Origin of the sequence: Maricaulis parjimensis, assembly GCF_016817355.1 — a bacterium.
Lineage (GTDB): Bacteria > Pseudomonadota > Alphaproteobacteria > Caulobacterales > Maricaulaceae > Maricaulis > Maricaulis parjimensis.
The window spans coordinates 22,430-37,499 of record NZ_JADOTT010000001.1 but is presented as its reverse complement, the minus strand read 5'-3'; the positions used below and the strand labels follow the sequence as shown (position 1 = coordinate 37,499).

The following is a 15,070-nucleotide window of genomic DNA, read 5'->3' as shown; positions in this document are numbered from 1 at the left end:
GAGGAGACACGCCATGCGCTACGCCCTGGGACTTGTTTTCATCCTGTTCTGCCTGCCCGCTGCGGCCCTGGCCCAGCATCGCGAGCCGGACGGGGAAATCGCGCTCTGGCCCAATGCTCCGGCACCCGGCAGCGAGGCTCTGGCCGGGCAGTTGGACGAGATCATCGTCGAGCGCAGTGAGGAGCCGGATGTGATCCGCGACCGCTATGTCGCGCAGATCACCCAGCCGCGCCTTCAGGTCTTCCGGCCGGACAATCCCAATGGTTCTGCCCTGTTGATGATCCCGGGCGGCGGCTATCAGCGCGTCGTGCTGGACAAGGAAGGCTATGAAAGCGCCGAGGCCCTGAACGAACACGGCGTGACGGTTTTCATCCTGATCTATCGCCTGCCCCATGAAGGTCATGAGAATGGCCGAGATGTCCCGCTGCAGGATGCCCAGAGGGCGATGCGGCTGATCCGGTCACAGGCGGTCGAGTATGACGTGGATCCCGGCCGCGTCGGCGTGATCGGCTTTTCCGCGGGCGGGCATGTCGCCGGTTCTCTGACCACGCGGTTTGACGCCGCGGTCTATGCGCCGCGCGATGCGGCAGATGCCCTGTCCGCCAAACCGCACGCGTCCATGCTGATGTATGCGGTGACGCGCCTGTCCGGGCCGGCCGTGCATGAAGGCTCGCGCGACCGGCTGGTGGGGCCGGAACCCTCCGCGGATGTGCTGGCGGTTTATGACATCGCGCAAGCGGCCCGCGCCGATGCGCCGCCGCTCTTCATCCTGCACGCGATCGATGACACATCCGTCCCCCTGCCCAATGCGATGGACGTGTTCACCGCCTTCCAGCCGCTGGGTGTGCCGACGGAACTCCATGTTTTCGACACGGGCGGGCACGGCTTCGGCATTCGCTACACGACGGGTCTGCCGGTCGCGGTCTGGCCGGATCTGGTGGCCGCCTGGATGGGGCGGCACGGGCTGATGGGTGAGGAGGCGGCGGCCGACTAGGCCGCCACCGCCTGGCTTTCCAGCCGCTCGACCAGTTTCACACCGGCCTGGGAACAGGTCAGGCTGCCGCCCAGATCCCCCGTCCACTCGCCGGCTTCGTGCATGGCATTCACCGCTGCGCGGACGCGTTTGGCCGCCTCGATCTCGTCCAGGCTCTCCAGCAATTGCGCCGCCGCCTCGATGGCGCCGAACGGATTGGCCTTGTCCTGGCCGGCAATGTCCGGCGCAGAGCCATGGATGGGTTCGAACAGGCCGGGACGCTGATCGCCCAGCGAGGCCGAGCCCAACAGGCCGATCGAGCCGGGCAGCATGGAGGCTTCATCGGACAGGATGTCGCCGAACATGTTCTCCGTGACCATCACGTCGAAGCTCGCCGGATGCCGCAGCATGTGCATGGCCGCCGCGTCGACATACATGTGGTCCAGCTCGATATCCGGGAAGTCGCGCTGGCCCATCTCGGTCACCACGGCCCGCCACAGTTTGGAGGTTTCCAGCACATTGGCCTTGTCCACCGAAGTCAGCTTGCCGCGGCGCAGGCGGGCCTGTTCAAAGGCGACCCGGGCGATGCGTTCGATCTCGGCGCGCGTGTAGGTGCATTTGTCGGACGCCTTGTCTTCGGTCCGCTCGCGCTCGCCGAAATAGATGCCGCCGGTCAGCTCCCGCACGATCAGCACATCCGTGCCGGCGACCAGATCGGGCCGTAGCGGGGATTTGTCGGCCAGGGCCGGATGCACGGCCGCCGGGCGCAGATTGGCATAGACACCCAGCGCCTTGCGCAGGGCCAGAAGCCCCATCTCCGGACGCTCCGGCGCGTGATCCCATTTCGGACCGCCCACCGCGCCCAGAAAGACCGCATCGGCGGACTGGCAGGCTTTCAGCGTCTTCTCGGTCAGCGGTTCGCCATACTGGTCGATCGAGGCACCGCCGAAGGCGCATTCGGTGAATTTGATGGAGAAGCCCGACAGGGAAGCGACATGGTCCAGGACGGCGCGGGCCACCTGGGTGATTTCTGGACCGATCCCGTCACCGGGCAGAAGCGTAATCTTGTAAGTCATGCGTGTTGTTTCTCGTAGGCGTCGATGGCGTCGGACTGCGCTGTCAGGAAGCCGAGCGGGTCCGTGCCTTCCATCAGGCAATGCTTGGCAAAGGGTTCGATCTCGAACAGGAAGCTGGGACCATTGCCCAGTTTCACGCTCTGATTGGCCAGGTCGATCTCGATCTCGACATCGGGATGCGCCATCAGCCAGTCATGGGCTTCCGGCGGTGCCACGATGGGCACGAGGCCGTTCTTGGCCGAGTTCGAGCGGAAAATATCGGCGATCTCCGAGGCGATCACGGCGCGGAAGCCGAAATCATAGAGCGCCCAGGGGGCATGCTCGCGCGAGGAGCCACAGCCGAAATTGCGCCCGGCCACCAGAACCTTGTGCGTGCCGGTATCGAGCGAATTGAGCGAGACATTGTCCAGCGGCTTGCCGTCACTGTCATAGCGCCAGTCATGGAAGGCCAGCTTGCCCAGACCCTCACGCGTGGTGGTTGTCAGGAAACGGGCCGGGATGATCTGGTCGGTATCAATGTCTTCCTGATCGATCACGAAAGTGCGCGACGTCAGGGTGTTGAATTGCTCAGGCATGGGCCGGCTCCGTCAATGTGGCGGGGTCGATAACATGGCCCGCAATGGCCGAAGCCGCCGCGGTCGCCGGAGAGGCCAGCACGGTGCGGGCACCGGGGCCCTGACGGCCTTCGAAATTGCGGTTCGAGGTCGACACGATCAGCTGACCCGGCTCACCCTTGTCGCCATTCATGGCGATACACATGGAACAGCCCGGCTGGCGCCATTCGGCCCCCGCCGCGATGAAGATCTGGTCGAGACCTTCCTCTTCGGCCTGGGCCCGCACAGCCACCGAACCGGGGACGACCAGGGCGCGAACGCCCGCGGCGACTTTCCGGCCGGACATGATCACAGCGGCCGCGCGCAGATCGGAAATCCGCGAATTCGTGCAGGAACCGATGAAGACCTGGTCCACCTTGGCGCCCGAGACCGGCATGCCGGCCTCGAACTTCATGTAGTTGAGCGCCTTGGCGTGGGAAGCCGAACGCGCGTCCGGTACCGGTGCATCGATCGCGATCCCGGTATCCGGGGCTGTGCCCCAGGTGACCATGGGCCGGATCTTGGCGGCGTCGATCATGACTTCCTTGTCAAAATGCGCACCCGGATCGCTGCGATAGTCCGACCAGGCCTCGACCGCCTTGTCCCAATCCGCACCGGAGGGCACGCGCTCGCGGCCTTTCAGCCAGGCGAAAGTGGTCTCGTCCGCAGCGATCATGCCGGCGCGGGCACCGGCCTCGATCGACATGTTGCAGACCGTCATCCGGCCATCCATGTCCAGCGCCTCGATGGCCGAGCCGGCATATTCGATCACACAGCCCGTGCCGCCATCGACGCCGATCTCGGCGATGATGGCGAGAATGATGTCCTTGGCACTGACGCCGGGAGCGGTTTCACCCTCGACATTGATGCGCATGGATTTCGGCTTGCGCTGCAAAAGGCACTGCGTCGCCAGGACATGGCCGACCTCGGTCGTGCCGATGCCGAAGGCCAGCGCCCCGAAAGCGCCATGCGTGGCGGTATGGCTGTCGCCGCAGACAATCGTCATGCCGGGCTGGGTCGCGCCCAGTTCCGGACCGATCACATGGACCACACCGCGATGCGGGCTGTCCCAGCCATGCAGGGTGATGCCCTGGGCCTGGGTATTGGCCTGCAGGGTTTCCACCTGATTGCGGGCCGCTTCGGTCGCATAGGGCGGAGTTTCGCCCGGCGCAAAGTCCAGCGTCGGCGTGGCATGGTCGATCGTCGCCAGTGTCCGGTCTGGACGGCGCACTTTCAGACCGCGCTCGGCCAGTACGGAAAAGGCCTGCGGCGAGGTGACCTCGTGTACCAGGTGAAGATCGATATAGAGCATGGCCGGCGTGTCCGGCGTCTCGGCTCTCACCAGGTGTGCGTCCCACAGTTTTTCAAACAGGGAACGCGGCGCCGAAGCTGCATCCTCAGGCGACATGCTGGACCTCCATCGATCCGTCTGCGACCGGCTGCAGCCAGTTCCAGCGGTCCGGCGTTTCGCCGGTGAACAGGCCGAAGAAGCGTTCCTGCATTTTCTCCGCAATCGGGCCGCGGCCGCCACAGCGCACGACATGACCGTCAACCGAGCGGACCGGAGTGATTTCCGCAGCCGTGCCGGTGAAGAAGATCTCTTCGGCGACATAGAGGCTCTCGCGCGACAGGGTCTGTTCGCGCACATCATAGCCTTCCGCTTCGGCCAGCTTGATCACCGAGTCGCGGGTCAGACCGGACAGGATGGAGGCCGAGGTCGGGGGCGTGCGGATGACACCGTCGGAGACGACGAAAATGTTCTCGCCAGCGCCTTCGGAGACCAGGCCGTTCACGTCCAGGCCGATGCCTTCGTCAAAGCCGCGCGAATGCGCTTCATGGCTGATCAGAACGGAGGACAGATAATTGCCGCCAGCCTTGGCGCCGGTCGGGATCGTGTTCGGGGCCGCACGGTTCCAGCTGGAAATGCAGCAATTCACGCCCTTGGACAGGGCGTCCTCGCCCAGATAGGCACCCCAGGGGAAGGCGGCGATATTGACGTCGACCTTGGAATCCTTGCCCGGCAGAACGCCGATCCCGCCATAGCCGAAGAAGGCGATGGGGCGGATATAGGCATCCTTGAGGTGGTTCGAGCGGATCACCATGCGGCAGGCCGCTTCCACCTCTTCCTGGGTGTAGGGGATGGGCATGTGGTAGACTTTGGCACTGTCGAACAGGCGCCGGATATGGTCGGACAGGCGGAAGATCGCCGGACCATTGGGCGTGTTGTAGCAGCGAATGCCTTCAAAGACGGACGTGCCGTAATGCAGGGCGTGGCTCAGGACATGGGTTTGGGCCTCATGCCAGTCGATCAGTTCGCCATTGCGCCAGATGAAATCGGTTTCTTGAATAGCCATGATAGGTGTCCTGGTCAGACGGCCTGAGCCGCTTGTGTGTTCTGGGAGTCGGCTTTGGCCTTGGCCTCGCCACGATCAAGAGTGAAGAGAAGGGCGTCGATGGCCGCGGTTACGATGTCGGGGCCGCGGGCCCGGCCGGTAAAGCGCCGCCCGTCGATTTCCACCTCGATATCGGCCACGAATTCGCGATGGCCCTCATGCGTGCGAAGGCGCGTTTCCAGGCTGATGACATCGGTTTTGTAGCCGGTGATCCGTTCCACCGCCGCAAAGGCGGCGGCCACCGGGCCATCGCCGGAGGCAATGTCGGAGATGCGGCCGCGCGTGGGGTGTTCCAGCTCGACGCGGGCAAACTGCTTGGGCTTGCGGCCGGCCGTGGTGCGCAGCTCCGTGCGCAGCACCGTCCATTGCGAACCGGAGGCCGAATAGCCCTCCATGATCGCGGTCAGGTCGGCATCATTGATCTCGCCATGTTCGTCGGCTGCCGCCTTGAACTGGGTGAAGATGCGCGACAGCTCGTCCGGACCGGGCGCATAGCCCAGCTGAGTCAGGCGCTGGGACAGGGCGTGCTTGCCCGAATGCTTGCCCAGAACCAGCGACGAGCCGGGAGCGCCAACGCTTTCCGGGGTCATGATCTCATAGGTGCGGCGGTCGGCCAGCATGCCGTGCTGGTGGATGCCGGCCTCGTGGGCAAAGGCATTCTTGCCGACGATCGCCTTGTTCGGGGCGACGGCGGTTCCGGTGATGCGGGACAGGCGCTGGCTGGCCGGCCAGATCGCATTGGCCTGCGCATGGCTGACAGCCGGGAAGATGTCGGCGCGGACATTCAGCGCCATGATGATCTCTTCCATCGAGCAATTGCCGGCGCGTTCGCCAATCCCGTTCAGGGCACATTCCACCTGGCGGGCGCCCGCTTTTACGGCGGCCAGGGAATTGGCGACGGCCAGGCCCAGATCGTCATGGCAGTGCGCGGAGAAGATCACATGCTCCGGCCGCTCGACCTGTTCGACCAGCATTTTGAAGACCTTGTAGATCTCGTCCGGCTCGGAATAGCCGACCGTGTCCGGTACGTTCAACACGTCCGCGCCGTTCGCGGCGGCACAGGACAGGGCTTCCACCAGGAATTCCGGTTCGGTGCGCAGCGCGTCCTCGGCGGAAAACTCGATCTCGTCGAAATAATCGGCCGCATGGTTCAGCGTGCGCTCGATCGCCATCAGCACTTCGTGCCGGGACATTTTCAGCTTGGCTTCGCGGTGGATCGGGCTGGTCGCCAGGAAGATGTGGGCGCGCTTGCGCTGGGCCGGCTCCAGGGCATAGGCCGCGGCGTCGATATCCTGCTCATTGGCCCGGGCCAGGGAGCAGATCGTCGGGCCGCGCACTTCATCGGCAATGCGGCGGATGGCTTCGGCATCGCCGGGGGAGGCGGCAGCAAAGCCGGCTTCCATCGTATCGACGCGGATGGCGGCCAGCATGTGGGCCATTTCCAGCTTTTCGCCGGGCGACATGGAGAAGCCCGGAGCCTGTTCACCATCGCGCAGCGTGGTGTCGAAAATCCGCAGACGGTCCGGCTGCGGCGTGGTGATCGGGGTCAGATTCGGGGCGGACATGCCTGGCTCCATTGATGGGGGGCATGCGCGGCCTGGCTGGCCGCGGCAATTTCCGGGGTGAAGATGGCGCGGACATCGACCAGCCGGCCGATCTGGCGGGACAGGATGTCCGGATTGCGCACGCCATCGCGCGCCGTCAGGCGCATGGTCACGGTGGCGAACCCGTCACGGGCTTCGCTTTTCTCGAACGTGGCGATGGTGAAACCGCGACGCTCGACAAGGCCGATAAGACGCATCAGGGCGCCTTCGGTTTCGGCGAGTTCAACGCACAGCGTATCGAACATGTCTCAGTCCTCCATCATGTCGGCATTGGATGCGCCCGGCGGCACCAGCGGCCAGACGTTTTCACGCGGGTCGATCAGCACATGGGCCAGGATCGGGCCCCGCGAATTGAGCAGGCGCTCGATGGCACCGGGCACTTCTTCACGGCTGTGAACGGTGAAGGCCTCGATGCCGAACGCGTGCGCCACTTCGGCGAAGTCGGGATTGTCGTAGAGGTCAATCTCGGAAAAATTCTGGTCGAAGAAATATTCCTGCCACTGGCGCACCAGGCCCAGGGAGGCATTGTCCAGCAACAGGATCCGGATCGGCACGCCATAGCGGCGGGCGGTCGCCAGCTCCTGGATATTCATCATGATCGAGCCATCACCGGTGATCGTGACGACTTTTGAATCCGGGCGTTCCATGGCCGCACCGATCCCGGCGGGCAGGCCATAGCCCATCGCGCCCAGACCGGCAGAGGTCAGATGCGCTTCCGGGCGGGCAAAGCGGCAATGCTGGGCCACCCACATCTGGTGCTGGCCGACATCGCAGGCGGCGACGAAATCATCTCCGGCCGCTTCGGACAGCTGTTTCAGCATGGCTGGCGCATAGACGCCATTGCCCGGCGCGTCATAGCGGAATTCATGGCGCGCCTTGCGGTCGCGGCATTCTTCACGCCATTCGGTGATGTCCAGATAGCCCGGATCCATCCGGTCCAGCGCGTCGGCGATATCGCCGGCCATGGCGACATCGGCGGCGCGCAGCTTGCCGATCTCGGCGCTGTCCAGGTCCATGTGGATGATGCGGGCGCCTTGGGCAAAACTGTCCAGTCGACCCGTGGCCCGGTCATCAAAGCGGGCGCCGCAGCAGATCAGCAGATCGCACTCGTCCACGGCGACATTGGCGGCGCGGCCGCCATGCATGCCCAGCATGCCCAGATAGTCCGGCGCGTCCGGATGCGGACAGCCCAGGCCTTTCAGCGTGGCAACGGCGGGGATGCCGGTCCGGTCCATGAAGGCGCGGACGGCATCAACGGCACCGCCCAGGGCGACACCGCCGCCAATATACAGGACGGGGCGCTTGGATTGGGACAGCAGGGCTGTCGCCGCATCGACATCAGCTTGATCGGCGCGGGACGGCCCTGCTGTGGGCCGAGACACTGGGGGTAAGGTGGGGTACGCCTCGGCTTGAAGGATATCCTTCGGCATGTCGATCAGCACCGGGCCGGGGCGGCCCGATTCGGCAATGTCGAAGGCTTCGGCGATCAGTTCCGGGATGCGTTCGGCATCGCGGATGATGATCGAGTGTTTCACGACCGGCATGGACATGCCGAACACGTCCACTTCCTGGAAGGCATCCGTGCCCATCAGGCCCGACGGGACCTGGCCGGTCAGGATGACCATGGGAACACTGTCCATATAGGCATTGGCGATGCCGGTCAGCAGATTGGTGGCGCCCGGACCCGAGGTCGCCATGCACACGCCGGCCTTGCCGGTCAGGCGCGCCTGGGCATCGGCAGCAAAGGCCGCCGCCTGCTCATGACGGACCAGGATGTGTTTCAGCGACGAGCCGGTCAGCGCGTCATAAACGGGCATGATCGCCCCGCCCGGATAGCCGAATACCCGCTCCACACCCAGGGCTTCCAGGGTGCGCACGACAGCATGCGCCCCGGTCTGCTTGGGCTGGGCTGCGGCCGACGGCGTGTCGGTATGGGGATCGGTTGCGGGCAGGGCGGTCATGATACGCTCGGGTCTTTACTGATTGGCGCCGGGCTGCAGCCACGGCATGTCGGCGCGCAGGGCGGCACCGGTTTTCTCGATCGGATGTTCCAGATCCTTGCGCAGCAGGGCCTGGTATTGCGGCTTGCCGGCCTGGTTCTCGGTGATCCAGTCGCGGGCAAACGTGCCGTCCTGGATGTCCTTCAGAACTTCGCGCATGCGTTCCTTGGTCTCTTCATTGATGACGCGGGGACCGGAGCGCAGATCGCCGTAAATGGCGGTCTCGGAGATGAATTCATGCATCTTCGCCATGCCGCCCTCATAGAGCAGGTCGACGATCAGCTTGAGCTCGTGCAGGCATTCGAAATAGGCGACTTCCGGCTGGTAGCCGGCTTCCACCAGCGTTTCGAAACCGGCCTGGACCAGCTCGGTGGCGCCGCCGCACAGCACGGCCTGCTCGCCGAACAGATCGGTCTCGGTTTCCTCGGCGAAATTCGTCTCGATCACGCCGGCCGTCGCACCGCCGATGCAGGCCGTGTAGCTCAGCGCCATTTCGCGGGCCTTGCCATTGGCATCCTGGTGGATGGCGAACAGGCAGGGCACGCCGCGGCCGATCTCGTATTCGCGGCGGACCAGATCACCCGGACCTTTCGGTGCGACCAGGATGACATTGATATTGTCAGCCGGGTTCACGCGGCCGAAATGCACGGAGAAGCCGTGGGCGAACAACACCGTGTCACCGGCGTCCAGATTGGGAGCGACCATCTCGCGATAGACTTCCTCATGGGACATGTCCGGCGTCAGGATGGCGATCAGATGGGCCGCCTTGGTGGCCTCTTCCGGGGTCGCCGTTTTCAGGCCGTCAGCCTGGGCTTTCTTCTCACCCGCTCCGCCCGGACGCACGCCGACGATCACGTCGCAGCCGCTATCCTTCATGTTCATGGCGTGGGCGCGGCCCTGGCTGCCATAGCCGATCACCGCAATCGGTTTGGACTTGAAAGCGGTGGTGTCGACCTCAAAGGCAGCGCGCTTGGGGGCCGGGGTGGATGCAGACGCGGTCATGCGTTGATCTCCTGCTTGGATGCTTGTGTATCGGATGAAGAAGGGCCGGCCGGCGCAGACGCACCGGTCGGAATGGTGACGGCACCGCGCGAGGCCGAAGAGACCAGCGCGGCATATTTGGCGAACACGCCGCCAATGGATTTCGGTTCCGGGCGCACCCAGCTGGCGCGGCGCGCGGCCAGGTCGGCCTCGACATCGATGCGGCGTCCGGCCACGTCGATGCGGATCATGTCGCCTTCCTCGATCAGGCCGATCGGGCCTCCGGCAGCCGCTTCCGGGCTGACATGGCCGATCACGAAACCCTTGGAGGCGCCGGAGAAGCGGCCATCGGTGATCAGGGCGACATCCTCGGACAGGCCCTGGCCGACCAGGGCTGCCGTGACGCCCAGCATTTCACGCATGCCGGGACCGCCCTTGGGGCCCTCATTGCGGATGATGACGACATCGCCGGCCTTGATCCTGTTGGCCTCGATCTCGGCAAAGGCCGCTTCCTCGCTCTCGAAGACACGGGCCGGGCCGGAAAATTCCGTGCGCGAATGGCCGGACAGTTTCAGGGCCGCGCCCTCCGGTGCCAGATCGCCGTACAGGATGCGGAAGCCGCCATCCGGCTTGACCGGATTGTCGACCGAATAGATCACGCGCTGGTTCTTGGACTCGACCGCTTCGGCGGCTTCCTCGAACAGGGAACGGCCGGTGACGGTCGGCGTGTCGGTCAGCAGGCCGGCTTCGACCAGGCGCTGGAAGAACAGGCGCGTGCCGCCGGCCAGGAACATGTGGTGCGCCAGGAAGCGGCCGCCCGGCTTCAGATCGGTGATCACCGGCGCGATTGCGGACACTTCGTCGAAAATGTCGATGGAGAAGGGCTCGCCTGCCTCCGCCGCGATGGCCGCCAGGTGCAGGATGGCATTGGTCGAACCGCCCGAGGCCGAGGCCGCGATCGCGGCATTGCGCAGCGAGGCCTGGCTCACATACTGGCGCGGACGTGTGCCCGACTTGGCCAGTTCCACGGCCAGCTTGCCACAGCGCGCGGCGGCGGCGGGCTTGTCCGGGTGCGGGGCCGGGATGTCGTTCACACCCATCGGCGAGAAGCCCATCACGGACAGGATGGTGGCCATCGTATTGGCGGTGAACTGGCCGCCACAGGCGCCGGCACCGGGGCAGGCGGCCTTCTCGACATCCTTCAGGCCTTCATCGTCCAGCGTGCCGGCAGCATGGGCACCGACGGCCTCGAACACGTCCTGGATCGACAAATCCTTGTCGCCCAGACGGCCCGGCATGATCGTGCCGCCGTACAGGATGCAGCCCGGCACATCCATGCGGGCCAGCGCCATGGCTGCGGCCGGGATGGTCTTGTCGCAACCGACCAGGATGACAACGCCGTCCAGGCAATGGCCGCGCGTGGCCAGTTCGATGGAGTCGGCGATCACTTCGCGGGAGATCAGCGAGGCGCGCATGCCTTCCGATCCCATGGAGATGCCGTCGGACACCACGACCGTGTTGAAGTCGACCGGATGACCACCGGCTTCGCGCACGGCTTCGCGCACGGGCTCGGCCAGGTCGGCCAGGTGCATGTTGCACGGCGTCACCGTGGTCCAGGTATTGATCACGCCGATCATCGGCTTGTCGAAGTCTGCGTCTTCCATGCCGGTGGCACGCAACATGGCCCGGGCGGCGGCGCGGGCCGGCCCCTGGGTAATGGCGTCAGAGATTTTCTTCGGTGTGTCGGTCATCAAGATTTCCGTGAAGGCAAAACGAAAAACCCCGCTCCGTGATCGGGAGCGGGGCTTTTTCGTGTCTGCCTGGACTGTCGGTCCCTTTTTGGCAGGCGCTTACGCCACTCCCGTTATGGAGCTGGTAATAAGGAGTACAAGTACGAGAAGGAGGAGGCCGAGCTCGAGCACCCGCACGCCCTTCGGGGCGGCGGCCGGCGTGGCCAGCAGGGTGATCGCGTTGGTCGGCATGACGGTGTGTCCGTGTTCCTATTGCGCTGCAACGTGACTGGAGATGGTAAAGATTGCAACCCCCGTTTTGGAAAATTACTGCAGCGCGGATGCGGAAAGTGAATATCGTGGCAAAAAAATACCGCGGGACGATGTTGTGAGCACGCTTATTCCAGTCAGGATTTCGGTGCCGGTTGATCCGGCCTACAAAAGGATTTCCGAATGGGGCTGATCCGCGTCCTCTGGCTGTTCGGCGGTGGGGTCTTTCTCGCACTTGCGGTGATCGGAATTCTCCTTCCGCTCGTTCCGACCACACCCTTTCTCCTTCTGGCCTGTTTCTGTTTCGCGCGCAGTTCGAAGCGCCTGCATGACTGGCTCGTCCATCATCCGCGTTTCGGACCGCTGATCCGGGACTGGCAGCTCTACGGCGCGATTCGTCCGCGGGCGAAGATCAGTGCCATCCTGGTCATGGTGGCGGCGCTATTGCTCAGTGTGCTGATAGGCCTGCGCCTGCAATTGATCCTGATCCAGCTGCTCTGCATGGCTGCTGCAGCGACCTTCATTCTGACCCGTCCGAACGGTCCGGCGCGGGACAAAAGCTGAGCCGCGGTTCAGCTTGCTCTCATTTCGAGCAATTTGTCTCAATATCGAGCAAGCCAATTGGCGCGGTAAAAATATGCAGGAATCCGGTTGACCCATCCGCGGCCAGCGTCCGGAGATTTCCCCGCGGCATCCGATCATGTCGCGACTCTGTGGATTGAACTGCTGGCGGCTGCGGCCGCCAGCTCTTTTCTCCGAAGTTGGAAGTTTGTTGCATAAAGCGGGTGAAAATTCGGTGAATGTGGTGTTTGCTTCCCGATTTAATGGCGTCTGAGAAATTTGTTGCAGCGCAACACGGGCCGTCATAAAGTCGTCAAACCAAGAGCCGCAGCCATGCGGCCATCCACAGAGCGTGCTGATTGGGTCCGTCATCGCCTTCGGGTGATGCGGGTCAGGTGGTGTTTGCCAGGACGAATTCTGGCGTATTCGTGCACATTTCGTGCGCAGTCATCCGATCCCCTTTTTGAACTTCAAGTGGGCAACCCGGCTGGGGGGCTCCGCCTGCGGTGCGCGTGCGTGCTTCGCGGGTCCTAGGGACGAGTTGCCAGAGCGGGAGATCCCAATGATTGGCAAGACGAATATGCGACAAAAACTTTTGGGGGGCGCGCTGATCGCGCTTGCCACGGGGGCCCTTGTTTCCGGCTCGGCCAGCGCCGAGGTTTCGGAAGAGACCGCCTTCGTGTTCAACACACTTCTTTTCCTGATCGGTGGCTTCCTTGTGATGCTGATGGCCGCCGGTTTCGCGATGCTGGAAGTCGGCTTCGTGCGCACCAAGCACGCCGCAGCCATCTGTCTGAAGAATATCGCGCTCTACTCCATCGCCGGTCTGATGTTCTACCTGGTCGGCTACCAGATCATGTATGGCGGCGAGACGCCTTACTTCGGCATGCCGGCGATCTGGGGCCCGTCCGAGCTCGCCAGCGACGAAGTGATTTCGCTGGAGACCGGCTACGCGGCTGCGTCTGACTGGTTCTTCCAGATGGTGTTCGTCGCCACGGCGGCCTCGATCGTGTCCGGTACGGTCGCCGAGCGCGTCAAGCTGGGCTCCTTCTTCCTCTTTGTGGTCGTCCTGACCGCCGTGATCTACCCGGTCCAGGGTTCCTGGGAATGGGGTGGTGGCTGGCTCGATGCCCAGTTCGGCTTCTCCGACTTTGCTGGTTCCACGCTGGTGCACTCCACGGGTGGCTGGGCCGCTCTGGCCGGTGCCATCCTGATCGGTGCCCGTTCCGGCCGCTTCGGTCCGAACGCCACGCCGATGGTTCCGTCCTCCCTGCCGCTCGCCACACTGGGTACCTTCATCCTGTGGTTCGGCTGGTTCGGCTTCAACGGTGCCTCCCAGCTCGCCATGGGCTCGGCTGCTGACGCCGTGGCCATCTCGCAGATCTTCGCCAACACGAATATGGCCGCTGCGGCCGGTGTCGTGACGGCTTACCTGCTCTCGCTCGTCCTGGGCGGCGGCAAGGCCAATCTGGCTTACTGCCTGAACGGTGCCCTGGCCGGTCTGGTGTCCATCACCGCCGAGCCGCTGACGCCGACCATCCTGGAAGCCATTGCCATCGGCGCTGTCGGTGCCGTGATCGCCACCTTCGGTGCGAAACTGCTGGAAGCCGTGCGGATCGACGATGTCGTCGGTGCCATCCCGGTCCACCTGTTCGCCGGTATCTGGGGCACGATGGCGGTTCCGCTCACCAATTCCGACGCGACCTTCTTCGGTCAGGCTGTTGGTGTCGGAGCGATCGGTGCCTTCGTCTTCATCACCTCTTTCGTGGTGTGGCTGGTCCTGAAGATCACCCTGGGTGTGCGTCTGTCGCCGGATGCGGAAGTGGTCGGTGGTGACCTCTCCGAACTCGGTGCTCCGGCTGGTTCCATCTTCGCCTCTCCTGCTGAGGGAAAGGCGTAGGCCCCGGCCAAACAACGGGGATGACGGCTGGTGTAGCGGAGGCGAAGCCTCCCGCCGCACCGGCCGGCCAACCCGGGGCCGGTCCAGACGAACCCCAAGTCAAGTCAACGGAATTGAAACCTGGCAGGACTCGAATATCCAAACCCAGCCCAAGCCAGGGATTGAAATCAGCGCCGGTCAGTTTGAAGGCCACGGGACAACTCAGGTCCAGACCGACCGGCAAGCGCCTCTCAAGGGCGCCCAGATCCAACGAGGAGTAAAGTTATGAAAGCCAAAATCCTTACACTTGCCCTGGCCGCGGCGGCAGCAATGTCCGCTCCGGCTTTCGCCCAGATCGAAGGCAATATCGCCATCGGTTCCAACTATGTCTTCCGCGGCATTTCCCAGACCGGTGACGGTCCGGCCGTGTCCGGCGGCTTCGATGTCGCCACCGAGTCCGGCCTGTATGGCGGCGTCTGGGCCTCCAGCGTCGACTTCTCCGACGACACCACGCTGGAAATGGACTTCTACGCCGGTTATGGCTGGGAAGCCGGTGGCTTCGGCTTTGACACGGGCGTCATCTACTACGCCTATCCGGACAGCCCGGACGGTCAGAACTTCGTCGAAATCTACGGTGATCTGAGCCGCTCCTTCGGCCCGGTCGCCTGGGATATCGACATTGCCTACTCGCCGGAATTCTACGGTGAGATCGGTGAAGGCCTCTATGTCTCCACCGGTGCGGCCATCGAACTCGGCCCGGTCTCCCTGGACGCTCGCGTCGGCGCCAGCCGTTTCGACGACCTGCCGGCCGCCGATTACGAAGACTACCAGATCGGTGTTTCCGGCACGGTGTTCGAGAATGTTGGTTGGGACCTGCGCTACTTCAAAGCCTCTGATGGCGGCGATGACGGTTTCTTCGTCACCTTCTCGCAATCCTTTGGTGGCTGATTCAGCCACCTGACAAGCTCCGAGTGAGTGTGTCTCGCGTGTTATCGGGCCCGGCCAAGCCG

13 protein-coding genes are annotated in these 15,070 nt (G+C 64.1%); 4 read left to right on the top strand and 9 right to left on the bottom strand.

All coding sequences use genetic code 11. From position 1 onward, the window contains the following. Positions 1-13 precede the first annotated feature (13 nt). Positions 14-994, top strand: coding sequence for an alpha/beta hydrolase (locus tag I0K07_RS00175; RefSeq protein WP_203290649.1), 981 nt, complete (start codon positions 14-16; stop codon positions 992-994). Here the strand turns inward: I0K07_RS00175 and leuB are convergent. From leuB to ilvD, 9 genes are read right to left on the bottom strand one after another with little or no spacing between them, the layout of a single operon-like run. Continuing rightward, the gene (gene leuB, locus I0K07_RS00170) at positions 991-2,049 is read right to left on the bottom strand and encodes a 3-isopropylmalate dehydrogenase (RefSeq protein WP_203290648.1); all 1,059 of its coding nucleotides are present in this window, start codon (positions 2,047-2,049) and stop codon (positions 991-993) included. The two genes, I0K07_RS00175 and leuB, sit on opposite strands and share 4 nt — an antisense overlap. After that, a complete protein-coding gene (gene leuD / locus I0K07_RS00165; protein WP_203290647.1) occupies positions 2,046-2,624 on the bottom strand; it encodes a 3-isopropylmalate dehydratase small subunit in 579 nt (192 codons plus the stop codon). Before leuD ends, leuB begins: the two co-directional genes overlap by 4 nt. Continuing rightward, positions 2,617-4,050, bottom strand: coding sequence for a 3-isopropylmalate dehydratase large subunit (gene leuC / locus I0K07_RS00160; protein WP_203290646.1), 1,434 nt, complete (start codon positions 4,048-4,050; stop codon positions 2,617-2,619). The genes leuD and leuC overlap by 8 nt, the downstream gene beginning before the upstream one ends. After that, positions 4,040-4,996 carry a branched-chain amino acid transaminase gene (locus I0K07_RS00155; RefSeq protein WP_203290645.1) on the bottom strand — a complete coding sequence of 319 codons (957 nt, stop codon included), beginning with the start codon at positions 4,994-4,996 and terminating at the stop codon, positions 4,040-4,042. Before I0K07_RS00155 ends, leuC begins: the two co-directional genes overlap by 11 nt. A gap of 14 nt (positions 4,997-5,010) precedes the next feature. Next, positions 5,011-6,600 carry a 2-isopropylmalate synthase gene (locus I0K07_RS00150; protein WP_203290644.1) on the bottom strand — a complete coding sequence of 530 codons (1,590 nt, stop codon included), beginning with the start codon at positions 6,598-6,600 and terminating at the stop codon, positions 5,011-5,013. Continuing rightward, positions 6,582-6,884: an ACT domain-containing protein gene (locus I0K07_RS00145; RefSeq protein ID WP_203290643.1), complete on the bottom strand. Its 303-nt coding sequence runs from the start codon at positions 6,882-6,884 to the stop codon at positions 6,582-6,584. Before I0K07_RS00145 ends, I0K07_RS00150 begins: the two co-directional genes overlap by 19 nt. 3 nt (positions 6,885-6,887) lie before the next feature. Then, complete coding sequence (gene ilvG / locus I0K07_RS00140) at positions 6,888-8,600, bottom strand: acetolactate synthase 2 catalytic subunit (RefSeq protein ID WP_203290642.1); 1,713 nt, start codon at positions 8,598-8,600, stop codon at positions 6,888-6,890. A gap of 15 nt (positions 8,601-8,615) precedes the next feature. Beyond that, positions 8,616-9,641: a ketol-acid reductoisomerase gene (gene ilvC / locus I0K07_RS00135; protein WP_203290641.1), complete on the bottom strand. Its 1,026-nt coding sequence runs from the start codon at positions 9,639-9,641 to the stop codon at positions 8,616-8,618. After that, positions 9,638-11,371 carry a dihydroxy-acid dehydratase gene (gene ilvD, locus I0K07_RS00130; RefSeq protein ID WP_203290640.1) on the bottom strand — a complete coding sequence of 578 codons (1,734 nt, stop codon included), beginning with the start codon at positions 11,369-11,371 and terminating at the stop codon, positions 9,638-9,640. Before ilvD ends, ilvC begins: the two co-directional genes overlap by 4 nt. 432 nt (positions 11,372-11,803) lie before the next feature. On the opposite strand from ilvD, the gene I0K07_RS00125 reads away from it, so the two are divergent. The 3 genes from I0K07_RS00125 (at position 11,804) to I0K07_RS00115 (ending at position 15,008) form a co-directional block, all read left to right on the top strand. Next, on the top strand, positions 11,804-12,184 hold the full coding sequence (locus I0K07_RS00125; protein WP_203290639.1) for a YbaN family protein: 381 nt from the start codon (positions 11,804-11,806) through the stop codon (positions 12,182-12,184). A 559-nt stretch (positions 12,185-12,743) separates the two neighbouring features. After that, positions 12,744-14,081, top strand: a complete 1,338-nt coding sequence (locus I0K07_RS00120; protein WP_203290638.1) for an ammonium transporter family protein — start codon at positions 12,744-12,746, stop codon at positions 14,079-14,081. 264 nt (positions 14,082-14,345) lie between these two features. Next, a complete protein-coding gene (locus I0K07_RS00115) occupies positions 14,346-15,008 on the top strand; it encodes a TorF family putative porin (RefSeq protein ID WP_203290637.1) in 663 nt (220 codons plus the stop codon). The last annotated feature ends 62 nt before the right edge of the window (positions 15,009-15,070 follow it).